Here is a 14,459-nt window from a genome sequence, read left to right on the forward strand (position 1 = left end):
GCCCGTACCGCACAACGCGTTCGAACGGTACTGCTCATGCGACATAAAAGACGCACTCGTCCAGTGAGGATCGCAGGCGAGGCCTGATGGGATTGACTCTATCTTTGACAAACTTCTACCATAATTTCCGACGGTTCCCGTTTTGGGGATCAAAAGGGAATGCGGTGCGGGGACAGTCCCCCAATTCCGCGGCTGCCCCCGCAACTGTAAGCGGTGAATCTTTCGTCCTACGCCACTGGGATTCTCGGTCCTGGGAAGGCGACGAAAGGTAACGACCCGCAAGCCAGGAGACCTGCCGTCAGCCGTGGTCACACGCGAAGATGTCGGTCGGGGAGTACAGGCATTAGTTTCACCAGAGCTGTTTGCAGCACGATGGTGGGACTTGGTTCGCTGTGACGTGCCACTGACGTCATACCGAGGCCTGAACCATGTCTTCCACCACCACTGCCGCCAAGCGGTGCCGCCGTCTTTTGCTGGCGTCCAGTTTTCTGGCGCCGATCATGGCGATCACCCATTCCGGCGCGCAGGCCCAGCAGACCGCCACAGCCGATCAACTGCCGGCGATCGAGGTCAACCCGCCCGGCGACCAGAACCGGACCCGCGCCAAGCCCGCTTCCGATCAGGGCTCGGGCACGCGCCGCGTCGTCGCGCCGAACCCGAGGCCGTCAAGCAATCGAAACCCTGCGCCGGGGACGGGCTCCAACGTCGCGTCGCAAGGCGATGGCCAGGGCGGCGGCGGAGCGCCCGTCCGGCAATTCGCCGGCATCGTCGGCACATCGGCGACCGTCATCACGGCTGAAGAAATCGCGCATTCACCCGCGCAGACCTTGCAGGAAATCATCGCGCAAACACCGGGCGTGCAACTGACCAGCCTGTTTGGCGGCGTCAACGGTGCGAAGACCAGCGTCGATCTGCGCGGATTCGGTGCGTTTGCGACCTCCAATACCCTGGTGCTGATCAACGGCCGAAGGCTCAACGACATCGACATGGCCGGCGTCGATTTTTCGACCATTCCGCGCGATTCGATCGAGCGCATCGAAATCACCCGCGGCAACAGCGGCGCGGTGCTGTACGGCGACAATGCCGTCGGCGGCGTCATCAACATCGTGCTTAAAAACGGCGTCGGCGGCCCGCCGGTCGCGATCCGCGGCGAAGCCGGCGTCGGGTCCTTCAATCAGCGCATGGCCTCGGTCTCGGCCGCGACCAATTTCGGTCCGTGGTCGACGTCGTTCTATGGCAACGCCATCAAGTCCGACGGCTACCGCGTCAACAACGCGCTCGATCAGCGCAACGGGGTCGGCAACCTCAACTACTCCACGCCCGGCCTCACCGCCTTCGTAACCGTGACCGGCGACGATCAGAAGCTCGGCTTACCCGGCGGCCGGCTGGTCGATCCATCCATTGGTCTCAACGAGCTCGTCACCAACCGCCGCGGCACCAGCACGCCGCTCGACTACGGCAACCAGCAGGGCGCCAGCGCCACCGCCGGCTTCACCAAGACCCTGTGGAACGGCGTCGATCTCATCATCGATGGCGGTGTGCGGGACAAGAAACAGCAGGCCGCGTTCTTCAATCCCTTCGCCAACAGTTACGTCGACAGCCATCTGCAGACATGGTCCCTGACGCCTCGATTGAGCGTCAAGAACGTAATGTTCGGGTTGCCCTCTTCGATCCTGACGGGCATCGATTATTACGATGCGACGTTCCACCAGGAGCGGCCGGAATTTCAGGGCACACCGCCCATCCATACTTACGATCTGTCGCAGAGAACGATTGCCGGCTATTGGCAGCAAACCCTTGGGCTGTTGCCGACAACGGATTTCTCGTACGGCGCGCGAATCCAGAACACCCGCCTGAGTGCGCGGGACCGTCTTAACGATCCGCCGAATTGCGCCCTGTTTTTTACCTGCGGCGCCCAGAACCTTCCGCTGGATAGCAGCGAAGTCCAGCACGCGCTGCATGTCGGCCTCGAACATCGCTTCAACAATATCGTCTCGGTATTCGGCCGGGCCGCCCGCGCGTTCCGCACGCCGAATGTCGACGAGAGATTGTCCTCCGGACCTTCCTTCGATCCTGTCTTCTTCACCCCAATTCCCGGCACCTTCCAGTTGAAAACCCAGACCTCGCACGACGTCGAGGGCGGCTTCCGCATCAAGTCGGGCGGGTTCCAGATGCAATCGAGCATCTACAACATGGACCTCGAAAACGAGATCCATTTCAACCCGGCACTGTTCTTTAACGTCAACCTCGATCCGACCCGCCGTTACGGCTCGGAAACCAGCGCCTCGCTTCGTGTCAGCGACAGCGTGCTGCTGCGCGGCGGCGTCGCCTACACCCGTGCGGTGTTCCGTGAAGGGCAGTTCGCCGGCAATGACGTTCCGCTGGTGTCCCGCTACACCGCCAGTGGCGGCGTGACGTGGAATATCTGGCAGAACTATCTGGTCGCGGACGCCACGGTGCGCGGCTGGAGCGAGCGCTACATGGACAACGACCAGAAAAATACCCAGCGCCGCATCCCGGCCGATGCCACCATCGACTTCAAGCTGAGCGGGGCATATCAGCACTTCTTCTGGTCGGTGAGCGTCAACAACGTGCTCAACGCGCTGTACTACGACTATGCGATCGCAAGCACGTTCACCGACGGCCGCTTCAGCGCCTATCCGCTGCCGGGCCGGACCTACATGGTGAAGGCCGGCGCGACGTTCTGAGCCCGGACGCCGGTCCGGGGCCCGCTCCGGACCGGCTTGTCCTGACCTGACAAGCCAGTATTCTCTTTGGCCCCGAGGGTTAAGGGAATGCTGGCCCATGCCTGATGCTTCCGCCGTCGCGGCGACCGATCTGTTGCAGCGGGAAATCGCCGATCCCGACACGCAATGGAGTCTCGGCACGTTCGGCGCCATCGCTGAATTCGCCCGCGATCGCGGTGAGCCAGTACGGCTGACGCAATCGATCGAAGCCGTTGCAGCCGTGACGCCGCGCGGCGGCATTGCGCTTAATCCCAACGGCAACAGCCGGCCGTTCGCCTCCGAGAGCATCACCAAATCGGGCTGGAGCCATCGGATCGCGCTGTGCCTGCCGTCAGGCGATTGCGCGATGAACGGCCGCACCACGCTGACGGAAATCGGCGCCGATCAAGAGGCGCTGCGGCCGGAGGACCGCGAATCCTTCCTGTTCGATCTCGGCCTCGGTGCGCTGCAGGCGGATTTCTGCGTGCGCGTCGGCGATCCCAATCTCGCCGCGCGGCTGCGCCAACTCTGCGGCCGCGCCATCTTCGAACACGACAATCCCGCGATGGGGATGATCCTTGGCGCTAACCCGCATCGCGTCTTCATCAGCCGGCTCGGCCGCATCGAGGTCTATCAGCCGATCCCGCCGCCCTCGGGCACGAGCCCGGACGGGCCGCACACCCATGTGCTGCCAAGACTGCTGAAAAGCGGCCGGACCCATGCCGCCACCGAGCCGGTTCCCGAGGGCTGGATCCCCTGCGCGCACATCTATCCGCCGCATCCGTTGCGTGACGGAATGGGCGAGGCCCGGCCATTCGACCAGGCACATCACCAGCGTTTTCAACGGGTCCTGGCGGCGTGCGGCGATCCCGAAACGCTCGCGATCAAGCAGCGCGTCGTCGATGCGGTGCTGGCGGGGGAACCGCCGGTGGAGATCGCCGGCGACCGTCACGGCCGCGCCGGCATCCGCATTGCGCTGCGCCAGGTCAAGGCCGAAGGTCAGGCGTCAACGACATTGGCGGCCTGGCTGGCCGCTTTCGACCAGAGCGGTCCTGAAGACGGCGATGATCCCGCCGCTCTTCACCATGAGGGCTGAATCAACCCGATAACGGGGCATTTTCGGCCCAAATTCGCGCCCCCAGCGGCGCAATCCATGGTATTACGGCCGAAACACCGCCCGACGGCATGCGTCGCGGTTCCAGAGGTATATGATGAACGACGAACCGAAGAGTCCGGCCGAAATGAAAGAGATTCGGCTGCACCGCAAGCGTACCCAGGAGGTCGAGGGCATCAAAGCGATGGCCGAGATCGCGGCCTCCGACATCGCAATTCGCAAGCGGACTGAAAAGCTGCGCGCGCTGCGGCTGGCCAAGGAAGCTGAGGACCTTGCCAATCCGCCCGAACCGAAAGCCAAGCCCAAAGCGAAAGCCAAAGTGGCGAAGAAGGCTGACGTAAAATGACCAAAGAAGATCGCGACCGCGCCCAGGCGCGTCTGGATAAAACCACCCGCGCAGCCCAGGACGCGCGGTCCGGCAAGGCCGACCGCGATGCGGCCTCGAGGGCCATGCTCGACAATATGGCGAAGCTGAAGGCGTTGCGGCTTGCCCGCGAAGCGGCCGCACCTCCGGCTCCCGTCAAGGCAAAGAAGGCCGCGGCCAAATCGAAACAGCCGGCCGAGAAGCGGCCGACCCCGGCATTGGGCGATTGGCTGGCGAGCCAGCAAAGCGGCGGACGACGGACCTAAGATCGAAGACCCTGAGGCAGGGATCCAAGGCTCAATTCCAAGGCTGAGCTCTTTGAGCTCAGCCTTGACTTCAGCGCTGAAGTTAAGCTTGCAGCGTTACGCCGGTGGCCAATGGATCATCGAGCGCGTCTTGGTCTCGGCGTCATAGACCTGCACTTGCAGCATCTGGAATTTGTTCTTTAGCGCCGTGCCCGCCTCTTCAGCGGCTTCGACCGTGTCGTGGTGCGATTTGAAGTGACCGTCGACCACCAGCGAATATCCTGACGTCGGCGCCTTGTCGGCGCGGATAACTTTGCGTGGCTGCTGTTCTTCGGTTTCGATGCGAGGCTTCTTCATTCTGACTCCGTTTGATTGCCCCGTTTGAAGCACTATCGGCCAAAAGGGCAAGGAAAATTCGTGTTGCTGGCGCTAGTATATTGCGCAAAGTCGGTCGGATTGCGGTCAATGCGTCATTTCGACCGGATAAGGCCGGTTGCGCCGGTGAAAAGGCACGATATGGGTGGAAACGGGAAGAAGAGCGAGCCTCCCAGGCAGGACAACGACAAGCCCGTGAAGCCGAAAGGCCCGCCCGTCGAAGACGACGATTACGAGGATGGCGACATCGCCACGCCCAAGCACGACCGCCACGGCACTGACGACGAACCCTTGTGATTATTGTCGTCCCGGCGTTGCGCCGGAACGACGCGAGATCTAGTGAAATCCCTCACTCTCAATCTTCCGGATACTCCCGACATCGAGCAGATGCGCGCCAAAACCGCCGCGCGCCAATTTGATCGCTGACGACGGCGAGGCCAGCAGAAATACTGCGGTCATCGCCAGCGGCACGGCGCTGAACCAGTCCAGTCGCACCGGCGTGAGTTCTTCGCGGCTGCCGGCGTAGGGTCCGCTGGCGGTAAACACACGGCCGCATTCCCGGATAATATCGCCCCGCGTGCCGCCGCGCGATGCGCAACCGAGCAGCGCCTGCATCGCCAGATGCGTGAGCACGCCCTCGCGGCTTTCCGGCAACGGCTCCGGCGTCTCGCCCTGCGAGACACGCAGCAATAACCCAACGAGATCGATGCCGGCGCGATAGGCGTTGACCGGCTCGACCAGCCGCGGGTTGCAATCGATCAGGAGCGGCGCCGTGCCATCGTCCGGCATGATAACGTCGACCGACAACGCGCCGTGCCAGCCGAGTTGTCCGCCGATCGTCTCCAGATAGGCTCGCACTATCGGCCGGCCCACGCTTTGCTTGATCGCCTCGCCGCCACCGACGCCGACAGCGACTTGCCGATAGGCATGAAAGCCGACCAGCCGTCCCCTGCAAAACACCGACTGCGCCTTCTCGGTGGTGCCCGTGATGAGGTCTTGCGCCAGCACCTCATCGGTGAACGCATCGCCGGCGCCGAGATCACGCAGCGCTATTTCGAGATCATCCGTATTGCGCACGAACCAGATGCCGCGGCTTGCGGTGCCGATCGAGGTCTTGACCACGGCCGGAAAACCAATGGCGTCGCGCAGCGCGCGTGCGGATTTCACGATCCGCGTCAGCGGCTGCGGCAGCTTCCATTGATCGAGCAGCCGGCTGAATCCGGCCTTGCTGTGGGCGGCGCGATAGCTCTCGAATGAAGGCAACGCAACACCGGTACGGCCCTCCAGTCGCGCGCGCATCCGCGCAAACAGAAAACCCTGCTCATGCGTCGGCAGCAGCACGTCAAAACGTTGGCGCGTCAGCAATTGCTCGACAAACGCCAGAAATCCGGCGGGGTCCGTGCGCAGGCCCGGGCAGCGGTGAAATTTGCGGACGAAGCGTGAGAACCGCGCCAGGCAATGGGCGGAGGGATCGCAAACCTCGACATGATGGCCCGTCAGGCCCAGTATCGTGATGGCCTCGCGGGCTGAGGTACTGGAACCTTCTGACACCAGCACCCGGAGCGGCTTCCCCGGATCAATCATGCCGGATCATTGCCGCGCCCGCCGACTTTGTCCCTGAACTTATTGACGCATTTGCGCCCTTCCACACCCTGCGCCGGGGCAGCCATGCAGTTGTATTCATGGACAAATAACCGCTAACCACTATTTTCGGCAGGCATTTTTGTAAAGCCAGCCTTTGCCGGGCCGTGGATCGAGACGGGGTTTGACGCTGATATGGTCGATGTTCTGACCGCACCGCAGGACGTGAAAGCGGACAGTTCTCTGCGCACGCTGGCGGGAATTTCGGTGGCCCATTGGGTCAGCCATTTCCATATCTTCGTGCTGCCGATGCTGTTTCCTTATCTGAAGGCACAGCTCGGCGTCGGCTATATCGAGCTCGGCTTCGCTCTGACCGTGTTCGGATTGGTGTCCGGCCTGACCCAGGCGCCGATCGGATATCTCGCCGACCATATCGGCGCCCGCAAGGTGCTGCTGATCGGCCTTTGTGTCGGCGGTCTCGCGCTGATCATGCTCGGCATGCATCTGAGCTACACGTCACTGATCGTCTGCGCCGCGCTGCTTGGTCTCGCCAACAGCGTCTATCACCCCTGCGATTACGCGATCCTCTCCACCCATATGGATGAAGCGCGGATGGGCCGCGCGTTTTCGATCCACACGTTTGCGGGCTTCCTCGGCGGCGCGGTGGCGCCCGCGATCATGGCGGCACTCGTCGCTTGGGCCGGAGGTCTCGGCGCGCTGATCGTGGCCGGCGCGGTCGGACCTGTCGTGGCGCTGCTGTTGATCGCCGTCGGCATTCCCGATGCGAGTTCGGCCGACCGCAAGACCGATGGCGCGGCCGCCCCCCGGCAAAGCGTCATCACGCCGGCGATCATCATGCTGACGTTCTTCTTCATGTTGCTTGGTCTGTCCAACGCCGGCATCAGCAATTTCGGCGTGGTCGCGCTGATGAGCGGCTATGGCGTGACATTCTCCGCCGCGAATATCGCGCTGACCGCGTTTCTTGGCGCCAGTGCGGCGGGCGTGCTGGCCGGCGGCTATCTTGCCGACCGCACCACGCGCCACGGACAGGTCGCCGCCGCCTGTTTTGGGATCAACGCCATCATCATGCTGGTGATCGCGACGACCACCTTGCCGTCGGTGGCGCTGACCGCGGCGATGGGAATCGCCGGGTTCCTCGGCGGCGTGATCGCGCCCTCGCGCGACATGCTGGTACGCAACGCCGCCCCTCCGGGTGCGGCCGGCCGCGCTTTCGGCATCGTCTCCACCGGCTTCAACTTCAGCGGCATTTTGAGCCCGCTATTGTTCGGCTGGATCATGGACCAGCACCTGCCGCATTGGGTGTTCGGCGCCTCCGTCGCCTTCATGGTCCTGACGGTACTGCTGGCGCTCATCACCGACCGCAAGCCGAAGACGCGATCGGAGGGCCCGGTTACTGGCGTGATGCATTCCTGAACCTCATTCCCGGCCGTTGACTGCATCAGGGGATATCCGATGATGCGGCAACAAAATTTCAACCCGGGATGAATCGCCATGACCAGTTCCCATGACCTCGTGATCCGTGGCGGCAACATTGCCGATGGCAAGGGCGGTGACCTCTATGAAGCCGATATCGCCATCTCGGGTGGCCGCATCACCGAGGTCGGCAAGGTTTCGGGGAAAGGCAAGGAAGAGATCAACGCCCGGGGCAAGCTGGTCACACCCGGCTTCGTCGACGTCCACACCCATTATGACGGCCAAGTCACCTGGAGCCAGGAGATTACGCCGTCGTCGCAGAACGGCGTCACCACAGCGATCATGGGCAATTGCGGCGTCGGCTTCGCGCCGTGCCGGCCGAGCGACCATGTCCGCCTGATCCAGCTGATGGAAGGCGTCGAGGATATTCCGGAGCCGGTGTTGAGCGCCGGCATTCCCTGGGCCTGGGAAAGCTTTCCGGATTACATGGAGTGGCTGTCGAAACGAAACTTCGACATGGATGTCGGCGCGCAACTGCCGCACGCGGCCTTGCGCGTCTACGTGATGGGCGACCGCGGCGCGCGCCGCGATCCCTCCACGCCGGAGGACAACAAGGCGATGGCGGCGCTCGCCGCCGATGCCGTACGCGCGGGCGCACTCGGCTTCTCGACCTCGCGCACCCTCAATCACCGCACCTCGACCGGCGACTACACGCCGACCTTGAAGGCCGGCGAGGACGAACTGACCGCGATTGCCGCGGCGATGCACGGCCATGGCCGCAGCGTGCTGCAGTTCGTGCTCGACCTCTCCACTATCAACGAAGACCTTCCGATGATGCTGCGGGTGGCCGAGAACACCAAAATCCCGGTGTCGTTTTCCATCACGCAGAACGACAAAGAGCCGCAGCGCTGGCGCAAGACGCTCGACACCATCGCGGAGGCTTCCGCGCGCGGCCTGTCGATCACCGCGCAGATCGCCGCCCGCCCGGTCGGGCTGATGCTGGGCCTCGAATTGTCGCGCAACCCGTTCCAGACTCATCCGAGCTATCAGGCGATCGCGAAACTGCCGTTGAAGGAGCGGCTGGCACGTTTGCACCAACCCGAAGTGCGCGCCGCGATCCTGAGCGAGCACGCGACCGCGACCGATGACCCGCTGTTCTTCCGGCCGAACTACGACAAGATGTATCTGCTCGGTAATCCCCCCGATTACGAACAACCGCCCGAAAATACGCTGGGCGCGCAGGCCCGCCGTCTGGGCAAGCAGGCAGAAGAGCTGGCCTACGACGCGATGCTCACCGACGACGGCCGCGGCATGCTCTACGTGCCGTTCCTCAATTATGCCGACGGCAATCTCGATGCGACGCGCGAGATGCTGCGCGACCCGAACGCGGTGCCGGGCCTTTCCGACGGCGGCGCGCATTGCGGCATCATCTGCGATGCCAGCTTCCCGACTTACCTCCTGACGCACTGGACCCGCGACCGCAGCCGCGGCGAAAAACTCTCGATCCCGTTCGTGGTGGCGGCGCAGTCGCGCAAGACCGCGCTCTCCGTCGGTCTCTACGATCGTGGCGTGATCGCACCTGGCTTCAAGGCCGACGTCAACGTGATCGATTACGACAAGCTGCATCTGCATCCGCCGAAGGTGCATTATGACTTGCCGGTCGGCGGACGCCGGCTGATGCAGCAGGTCGACGGCTATGACGCCACCATCGTCTCCGGCGTGGTGACGCAGCGCGGCGGCAGGGCCACCGGCGCACGCCCGGGCAAACTGGTGCGCGGCGCGCAGGGTAACCAGCCGAAGTTCGGCGCGGCGGCGAGCTAGGGCAGGATTGGCTTAGCCGCAATCGAAGTCGATCACGTGACCGCGCTTCGATGCCATCGCCACATTGCTCGTTCCAGTTCGTCGGAGATCAGCCGCCGCCAAACTTGGATGGATCATCGTATCTGGGGGTCTGGTCCATGAGCACGGGCGGAAAGCGTGGGTCCACCGGCTGGACCGGACGGACAATGACATGTCGCGGCTTGGCGTGATGCACCTTTTTTGCGGCGCTGGCAGAAGCACTAAAGGCGATCAAAAGGCCCAGGGCCAAAATAATACGCATCGCAAATTTCCTTTAATCACCCCCTGCTTCGCATGTGTGGCCCCTACCGCACTGCCGCAATCTGTGACGGCTTCAAGATCGCTCAAATCGGGGTGATCGCAAGGCACAGGCGCACGCCCAGGCAAACCGGCGCGCGGGGGTGTCACGACCGAAGTTTGGCGTCGCGGCCCGTCAGGCCTTGGTCGCAGCCTGGGTGACAAATTGATGGCCGACCCACCATACCGGTTGGCGGGGATTCAATGCCTCATGCAGCATCGCGTATCCGCAGGCCTTGAACACGATTTCACTCAGCGCCGCCGTGAGAAGCTTGCGGCCGTCCTTGTGCATGTCGATAATTGCTTTCGACGTGGCGTGCATCAATTCCATCTGCTCGGGGCCATTGTGCTGCGGCCATTGTTCGAACTTGGTCCAGCGCTGGATAATGTCTGACCGGAAATAATTGTCGGTGAGCTCGATCAGTGCCTCAAGGCTGTGTTCGAGTTTCAACAGGTCGGCACACTCGGCCAGAAGCTTCCTGGTGACCGGATGATCGGGCGCCTCTTTCTTGAAGGCGGCGAGCAGCGGATAGAGCGCCACTTCAACACCCAGAAAGATCGAGCTTGAATTGGTCAGGATCTCCGGCGCATTGAAGACACTCGCTTTCACACCCTGCTCGGTCGCGCGCCGTGCGATATTTTCGAGTTCGATTTTCGCGAAACCCTGCAGGTAGGGTGAATAGCTCTGCCAATGATACTCGCCGGCAATCAGGATCTCGGTGCCATGATAACCGTACGCCACGTAAGAAACCTGACCGCCGTTCCTGGCAACGCTGTCGCGTAGCCCGGCACTCAGTTCGATCAGATCCGAAAGACTATTCGCGCTCACATCCATAAAGCTCATTTCGCAGAGCCGGCCGAGGTCGCCTTCCCAAAACTCCTTGGAAGAGGTAGCGGTCCCTTTGAAGACCCGGTTCATGACGGGCATCATGATCTTCGCGCGCGGAACACCGCCGGCCATGGTGTGAGCGATCAGGACCTTGGCGCCATCGGGAATTTGTTTTTGCAACTCGACGAGATATTGCTGCACGCGCGCGCGAAAATTTTCGCGGCCGGCCTTGCGCGACTCTTCCACCTGCGCAAGATCAAGCGTGGCCTTGTCCCACTCGCTGAGCTTTAAGCCCTTGAGCTGGTCGCATGGGCTGAGACCCTTGCTCGATTTTGCCAGATCGAAACCGCATTCCAAGGGAACGTTGACCAGCGGCTGGTCTTTCTCCGCCAACTCCTCTGCCGTCAGGGGACGTAGCTGCTCATTTTCATCGCGGCGTCCGACCGTGCCATAGATGACAGTCATCCCGGCTTTTTTGGCTTCATCGATCAGGCCGTTGACATAACCTCGGGCAAAGACCTCGCCGAAAATGACCAAAACGTCGTTTTTGCCGTAGCCTGAAACCGGGTTGACCTGACGAAGCGGCTCGAACTTTTGCACGCGGATATCCTTGGCTGGAGAGGTTCTTCGAATACTAACAAATTGACCGGTACCAAGTACATCGGTTCCATCCTGAACCCAAGTATGAACCCGAGTGTGAACCTAAGTATCGATAGGCGCCGTGCTGGCGTTCCCCATAGCTGGAGGGTATGATTTGGGGAAGTTTGGCGATGGTACGGATGTCGATTTTTGCAGGCAGATTAGGTCTCGCGCTCGTCTTGGCGGCGCTCTGTCTGGGCGGGCGGACGGCCCACGCCCAGGCCGCCCCCGTGCCATATTGGAGCCCGAGTTGGCCGCTCGGCTTTGGCGGGACCCTGCCCTCCGACCAGGATTCCCCGACGCGCTACAATTTCCAGAACGGCATGTTTATCAGCGGCACCAGCATTCCTGCGGGATTGAACTGGAACGGCATCAACCAGGCTGGAGCGTTCGGCAATTTCGGCTCGTTCCGTTACGAGGGCATGCAGGCCGGCTACAATTTCGGAAGCGCGGGCGGCCTGCCCGTTTCGCTCTATGCCGGCTTCGAAACCTTGAAGTACGATAGCGGCATCGGCGGCCCGTTTGCGGCGTTCGACAAGAAGTCCGGCACGCTGCCGGGTTATCGCGCGAATGCCGGCATCGAATTCCAGCCGGCGCCGAATCTCAGCCTGTCACTCGGATTCGGCTACACCCAGCGATCGGGGAGTGTTGCCGTCGACAGCGAAATCAATTCGCTGCCCGGCGCTTCGATTATCCCCAGCGCTCCCCGCTGACGCAGGGCTTCCGGCCAACTCCGGTCGCCGCCATCACAGCGGTCCGAGAATGCCCCATCGACGATCGCAATATTCCTTGATGGCCGCGACCACACCGCTGCTGATGATGCCCCGGCGTTCGGCTGAGTCCATCTGGAGCTCTTCGTCCCGGTTGATGATCGAGCCCGCCTCCAGCAGCACGGCAGCCATTCTGGTTTTTTTCAGCACGATGAGCTTGTCATAGCTGTAGACACCGGTTTCCTTGTTCAGCAGCGGATGCTGGTAGCGGCCCATGATGGGCTGCGAATATTGCTCGGCATATTTCAGGCCCTGGGCCTTCATTTCCTTCGCCAGCAGTTCGGCGATCGAGAGGCTCGCCTTGTATTCCGGGTTGTTGCTGGAGACGAAAACGGAATAGCCGCTGAAGCGGTCGCTGAAACGGCTTTTCCTGCCGCCGAACTCCCAGTCCTCGAGAAATTTTTTGGGCACGGAGTCATGGTGGATCGACAGGAACAGATTTGCGGGCAGATTGTTCGCCGCGGCGACGCGCTTGACCAGGCTGGCCCTCGCCTTGCCTTCGGTCAGCAGCAACTTCGTCTCGGTAAAGCCTTCCGCCTTCAGTTTCTCCTCGATCCGCTGCGTCAGCCGCAGATTGTAGACGAACTCTGAAACGTTGCGGGCGCTGATCGCGCCTTCCGACTGGGCGGTATGCCCCACATCCAGAACGATACGGAACTTTGACGGTTCGCAGGTGGTTGCAGCCGTCTTCGAAACCGACGGCTTGGCCGCCGCCTTCGGGGCAACAACCTTCGCCGTGCGGCGCTTGGGCGCGGCGGCAGGCTTCGCTACCCTGGCAGGCTTTGAAGCAGCCGGCTTTGGCGCGGCGGCGCGCTTTGGCGATGGACTCTGCTTTGGCGCCTGACGCTTTGACGATTGAGCTTGCTTTGACGTGCCCTTGAAGACGTCCGACAGCCAGCCGGCATGGCTGGCCTCGACCGGCAGAAGCAGCAAGCCGACCATCGCGGCGACGGTGGTACGGCAGCGGGGCCAACCGCCAAAGCCTGACCGGGCGAATGCTTTTCTTACCGACAGCAATCCCACTCTCCCCCAGAGTGATTTCTATGCGCGCTTCATGACCGCATCGGACAGCATCGGCCGGGAGTATGAACCATGCGTTACCGGTTGCAAGGTTTCACCGGCCGGCTTCAAACCTTTTGCCCCGCCTTGATCTCCTTGAACCGGGCAAGCGCCTGTTCGAATTTGGCATTGAACAGCCACATCGCATCGAGGATTTCGCGCATGGTTGCAGACGTCCGTGCCCTGTCGGCCTGCCCAAAGGTGAAAACGCTGTTGTTCCGCAGGAATCCCATGATCCTGGGATCGGAAATCCGGTAGTTGAGTAAATTGCCTGACTTGAGCGCGGACTTGGTCGGCGAGGGAATAATCTGGATCAGCTCGAACAGTTTCATCTGATCGATCGGGTCCGGCAGCGTCTTCACGATCGACGGCACCTGCGGGAAGACTTCCGCATGCGCGTTCATCAGGGCATCGCGCACCGAGGTCCAGTGGTTGAACCGGTGATCCATATTGCCGGCCCGCGCCTCCTCCTTGTCGTCGCGCAGGATCAGTGCAGGATCGAAAGCTGCGATCGACGGCTTGATCGCCGCCCACTTCCTGCGGCCGTTCAGATCTTCGGACGTACCGGTCTGCAGGCTGCCCTTGTATTTGTTCGAGCGCGCATTGCCGATGGTTTGATTGCCGTTGGTCTCGGCAAAGAACAGCCCGAGGCTGATCCGGCCAGCCGCCTCGGCATTGACAGCATCGAGGCCTTTGGCACGCGCGATCGCCGTGCCCAGATCGACGACGTCCTTGAACGGGGTATCTGATTTTTGCGCGCTGGCGGGCGGCGCCTGCATCACATCGAAAAGCTTTCTGTACTCGTCGAGCAGCGGCTCGGTAGCCACGTTGAAATACGCCGGCGGGATTTCGTATTTGTTGGGCCCACCGATTTTGGACGGCATCGCGTCGGTGAGATCCTTGTAGGCGCTCAGCATTTTGTTGCGCGCCAGATAGAGCGCCTGTCCCGGCAGGTTCGGCAGCGGCTGCTTCGAATTGATCTGCGCGCGCCGCTGTCCCAGGATCGCCTCGAAGTTCTTCACCGCATCATTGTACGCATTGAGCGCGTCCGATTGCGTCTTCGTGAGTGCACCCTGCGCCATCGCGGTGCCTGTGAGACCGACGGCCATCGGCAGCGCGACCAACAGCGCGAGCGCAAGCGCCGCCACGGGCGCGCCGATGCAATGGAGCTTGTAGCGGGCCATTGG

General features: G+C 62.2%; 14 protein-coding genes and 1 riboswitch. Of the genes, 8 read left to right on the forward strand and 6 right to left on the reverse strand.

Going from position 1 to position 14,459, the window contains the following annotated elements:
- Window positions 1-114: 114 nt before the first annotated feature.
- A riboswitch (cobalamin riboswitch) is annotated at window positions 115-315 on the forward strand.
- 113 nt (window positions 316-428) lie between these two features.
- The 4 genes from JQ574_RS04405 (at window position 429) to JQ574_RS04420 (ending at window position 4,470) form a co-directional block, all read left to right on the forward strand.
- Entirely contained in the window at window positions 429-2,708 is a 2,280-nt protein-coding gene (locus JQ574_RS04405; RefSeq protein ID WP_212208909.1) for a TonB-dependent receptor, read from the forward strand.
- A 97-nt stretch (window positions 2,709-2,805) separates the two neighbouring features.
- The gene (locus JQ574_RS04410) at window positions 2,806-3,822 is read left to right on the forward strand and encodes a DUF6925 family protein (protein WP_212208910.1); all 1,017 of its coding nucleotides are present in this window, start codon (window positions 2,806-2,808) and stop codon (window positions 3,820-3,822) included.
- Window positions 3,823-3,967: 145 nt separating this feature from the next.
- Window positions 3,968-4,186 carry a transcriptional regulator gene (locus tag JQ574_RS04415; protein ID WP_249119083.1) on the forward strand — a complete coding sequence of 73 codons (219 nt, stop codon included), beginning with the start codon at window positions 3,968-3,970 and terminating at the stop codon, window positions 4,184-4,186.
- Window positions 4,183-4,470, forward strand: coding sequence for a hypothetical protein (locus JQ574_RS04420; RefSeq protein ID WP_249119084.1), 288 nt, complete (start codon window positions 4,183-4,185; stop codon window positions 4,468-4,470). The genes JQ574_RS04415 and JQ574_RS04420 overlap by 4 nt, the downstream gene beginning before the upstream one ends.
- 96 nt (window positions 4,471-4,566) lie before the next feature.
- On the opposite strand, the gene JQ574_RS04425 is transcribed toward JQ574_RS04420, so the two are convergent.
- Window positions 4,567-4,806 (reverse strand): hypothetical protein, encoded by a 240-nt coding sequence (locus JQ574_RS04425; protein WP_192735553.1) that lies wholly within the window; start codon window positions 4,804-4,806, stop codon window positions 4,567-4,569.
- A gap of 108 nt (window positions 4,807-4,914) precedes the next feature.
- Here JQ574_RS04425 and JQ574_RS04430 point away from each other — a divergent pair, with 108 nt between their 5' ends.
- A complete protein-coding gene (locus JQ574_RS04430; RefSeq protein WP_212208995.1) occupies window positions 4,915-5,121 on the forward strand; it encodes a hypothetical protein in 207 nt (68 codons plus the stop codon).
- 39 nt (window positions 5,122-5,160) lie between these two features.
- Here JQ574_RS04430 and JQ574_RS04435 read toward each other — a convergent pair whose 3' ends face one another.
- Window positions 5,161-6,408, reverse strand: coding sequence for a hypothetical protein (locus tag JQ574_RS04435; protein ID WP_212208911.1), 1,248 nt, complete (start codon window positions 6,406-6,408; stop codon window positions 5,161-5,163).
- Window positions 6,409-6,600: 192 nt separating this feature from the next.
- On the opposite strand from JQ574_RS04435, the gene JQ574_RS04440 reads away from it, so the two are divergent.
- The gene (locus JQ574_RS04440; RefSeq protein ID WP_212208912.1) at window positions 6,601-7,839 is read left to right on the forward strand and encodes an MFS transporter; all 1,239 of its coding nucleotides are present in this window, start codon (window positions 6,601-6,603) and stop codon (window positions 7,837-7,839) included.
- 78 nt (window positions 7,840-7,917) lie between these two features.
- A complete protein-coding gene (locus tag JQ574_RS04445) occupies window positions 7,918-9,660 on the forward strand; it encodes an amidohydrolase family protein (protein WP_212208913.1) in 1,743 nt (580 codons plus the stop codon).
- An 88-nt stretch (window positions 9,661-9,748) separates the two neighbouring features.
- Here the strand turns inward: JQ574_RS04445 and JQ574_RS04450 are convergent, their stop codons facing one another.
- Window positions 9,749-9,940 (reverse strand): hypothetical protein, encoded by a 192-nt coding sequence (locus JQ574_RS04450; RefSeq protein WP_212208914.1) that lies wholly within the window; start codon window positions 9,938-9,940, stop codon window positions 9,749-9,751.
- A gap of 171 nt (window positions 9,941-10,111) precedes the next feature.
- Window positions 10,112-11,404, reverse strand: a complete 1,293-nt coding sequence (locus tag JQ574_RS04455; protein ID WP_212383315.1) for an enoyl-acyl carrier protein reductase FabMG — start codon at window positions 11,402-11,404, stop codon at window positions 10,112-10,114.
- A gap of 179 nt (window positions 11,405-11,583) precedes the next feature.
- Here JQ574_RS04455 and JQ574_RS04460 point away from each other — a divergent pair, with 179 nt between their 5' ends.
- A complete protein-coding gene (locus JQ574_RS04460; RefSeq protein ID WP_212383318.1) occupies window positions 11,584-12,156 on the forward strand; it encodes an outer membrane protein in 573 nt (190 codons plus the stop codon).
- Window positions 12,157-12,189: 33 nt separating this feature from the next.
- On the opposite strand, the gene JQ574_RS04465 is transcribed toward JQ574_RS04460, so the two are convergent.
- Window positions 12,190-13,230, reverse strand: a complete 1,041-nt coding sequence (locus tag JQ574_RS04465; RefSeq protein WP_249119085.1) for an N-acetylmuramoyl-L-alanine amidase — start codon at window positions 13,228-13,230, stop codon at window positions 12,190-12,192.
- A 110-nt stretch (window positions 13,231-13,340) separates the two neighbouring features.
- Window positions 13,341-14,456, reverse strand: a complete 1,116-nt coding sequence (locus JQ574_RS04470) for a hypothetical protein (protein ID WP_212208917.1) — start codon at window positions 14,454-14,456, stop codon at window positions 13,341-13,343.
- Window positions 14,457-14,459 lie beyond the last annotated feature (3 nt).

Source organism: Bradyrhizobium sp. AUGA SZCCT0158 (assembly GCF_018130065.1).
Lineage (GTDB): Bacteria > Pseudomonadota > Alphaproteobacteria > Rhizobiales > Xanthobacteraceae > Bradyrhizobium.

Bases quoted from the DNA above. Each gene is read 5' to 3' on its own strand.
- JQ574_RS04405 (WP_212208909.1), top strand. From the start codon at position 429: ATGTCTTCCACCACCACTGCCGCCAAGCGGTGCCGCCGTCTTTTGCTG.
- JQ574_RS04410 (WP_212208910.1), top strand. From the start codon at position 2,806: ATGCCTGATGCTTCCGCCGTCGCGGCGACCGATCTGTTGCAGCGGGAA.
- JQ574_RS04415 (WP_249119083.1), top strand. From the start codon at position 3,968: ATGAAAGAGATTCGGCTGCACCGCAAGCGTACCCAGGAGGTCGAGGGC.
- JQ574_RS04420 (WP_249119084.1), top strand. From the start codon at position 4,183: ATGACCAAAGAAGATCGCGACCGCGCCCAGGCGCGTCTGGATAAAACC.
- JQ574_RS04425 (WP_192735553.1), bottom strand. From the start codon at position 4,806: ATGAAGAAGCCTCGCATCGAAACCGAAGAACAGCAGCCACGCAAAGTT.
- JQ574_RS04430 (WP_212208995.1), top strand. From the start codon at position 4,915: ATGCGTCATTTCGACCGGATAAGGCCGGTTGCGCCGGTGAAAAGGCAC.
- JQ574_RS04435 (WP_212208911.1), bottom strand. From the start codon at position 6,408: ATGATTGATCCGGGGAAGCCGCTCCGGGTGCTGGTGTCAGAAGGTTCC.
- JQ574_RS04440 (WP_212208912.1), top strand. From the start codon at position 6,601: ATGGTCGATGTTCTGACCGCACCGCAGGACGTGAAAGCGGACAGTTCT.
- JQ574_RS04445 (WP_212208913.1), top strand. From the start codon at position 7,918: ATGACCAGTTCCCATGACCTCGTGATCCGTGGCGGCAACATTGCCGAT.
- JQ574_RS04450 (WP_212208914.1), bottom strand. From the start codon at position 9,940: ATGCGTATTATTTTGGCCCTGGGCCTTTTGATCGCCTTTAGTGCTTCT.
- JQ574_RS04460 (WP_212383318.1), top strand. From the start codon at position 11,584: ATGTCGATTTTTGCAGGCAGATTAGGTCTCGCGCTCGTCTTGGCGGCG.
- JQ574_RS04470 (WP_212208917.1), bottom strand. From the start codon at position 14,456: ATGGCCCGCTACAAGCTCCATTGCATCGGCGCGCCCGTGGCGGCGCTT.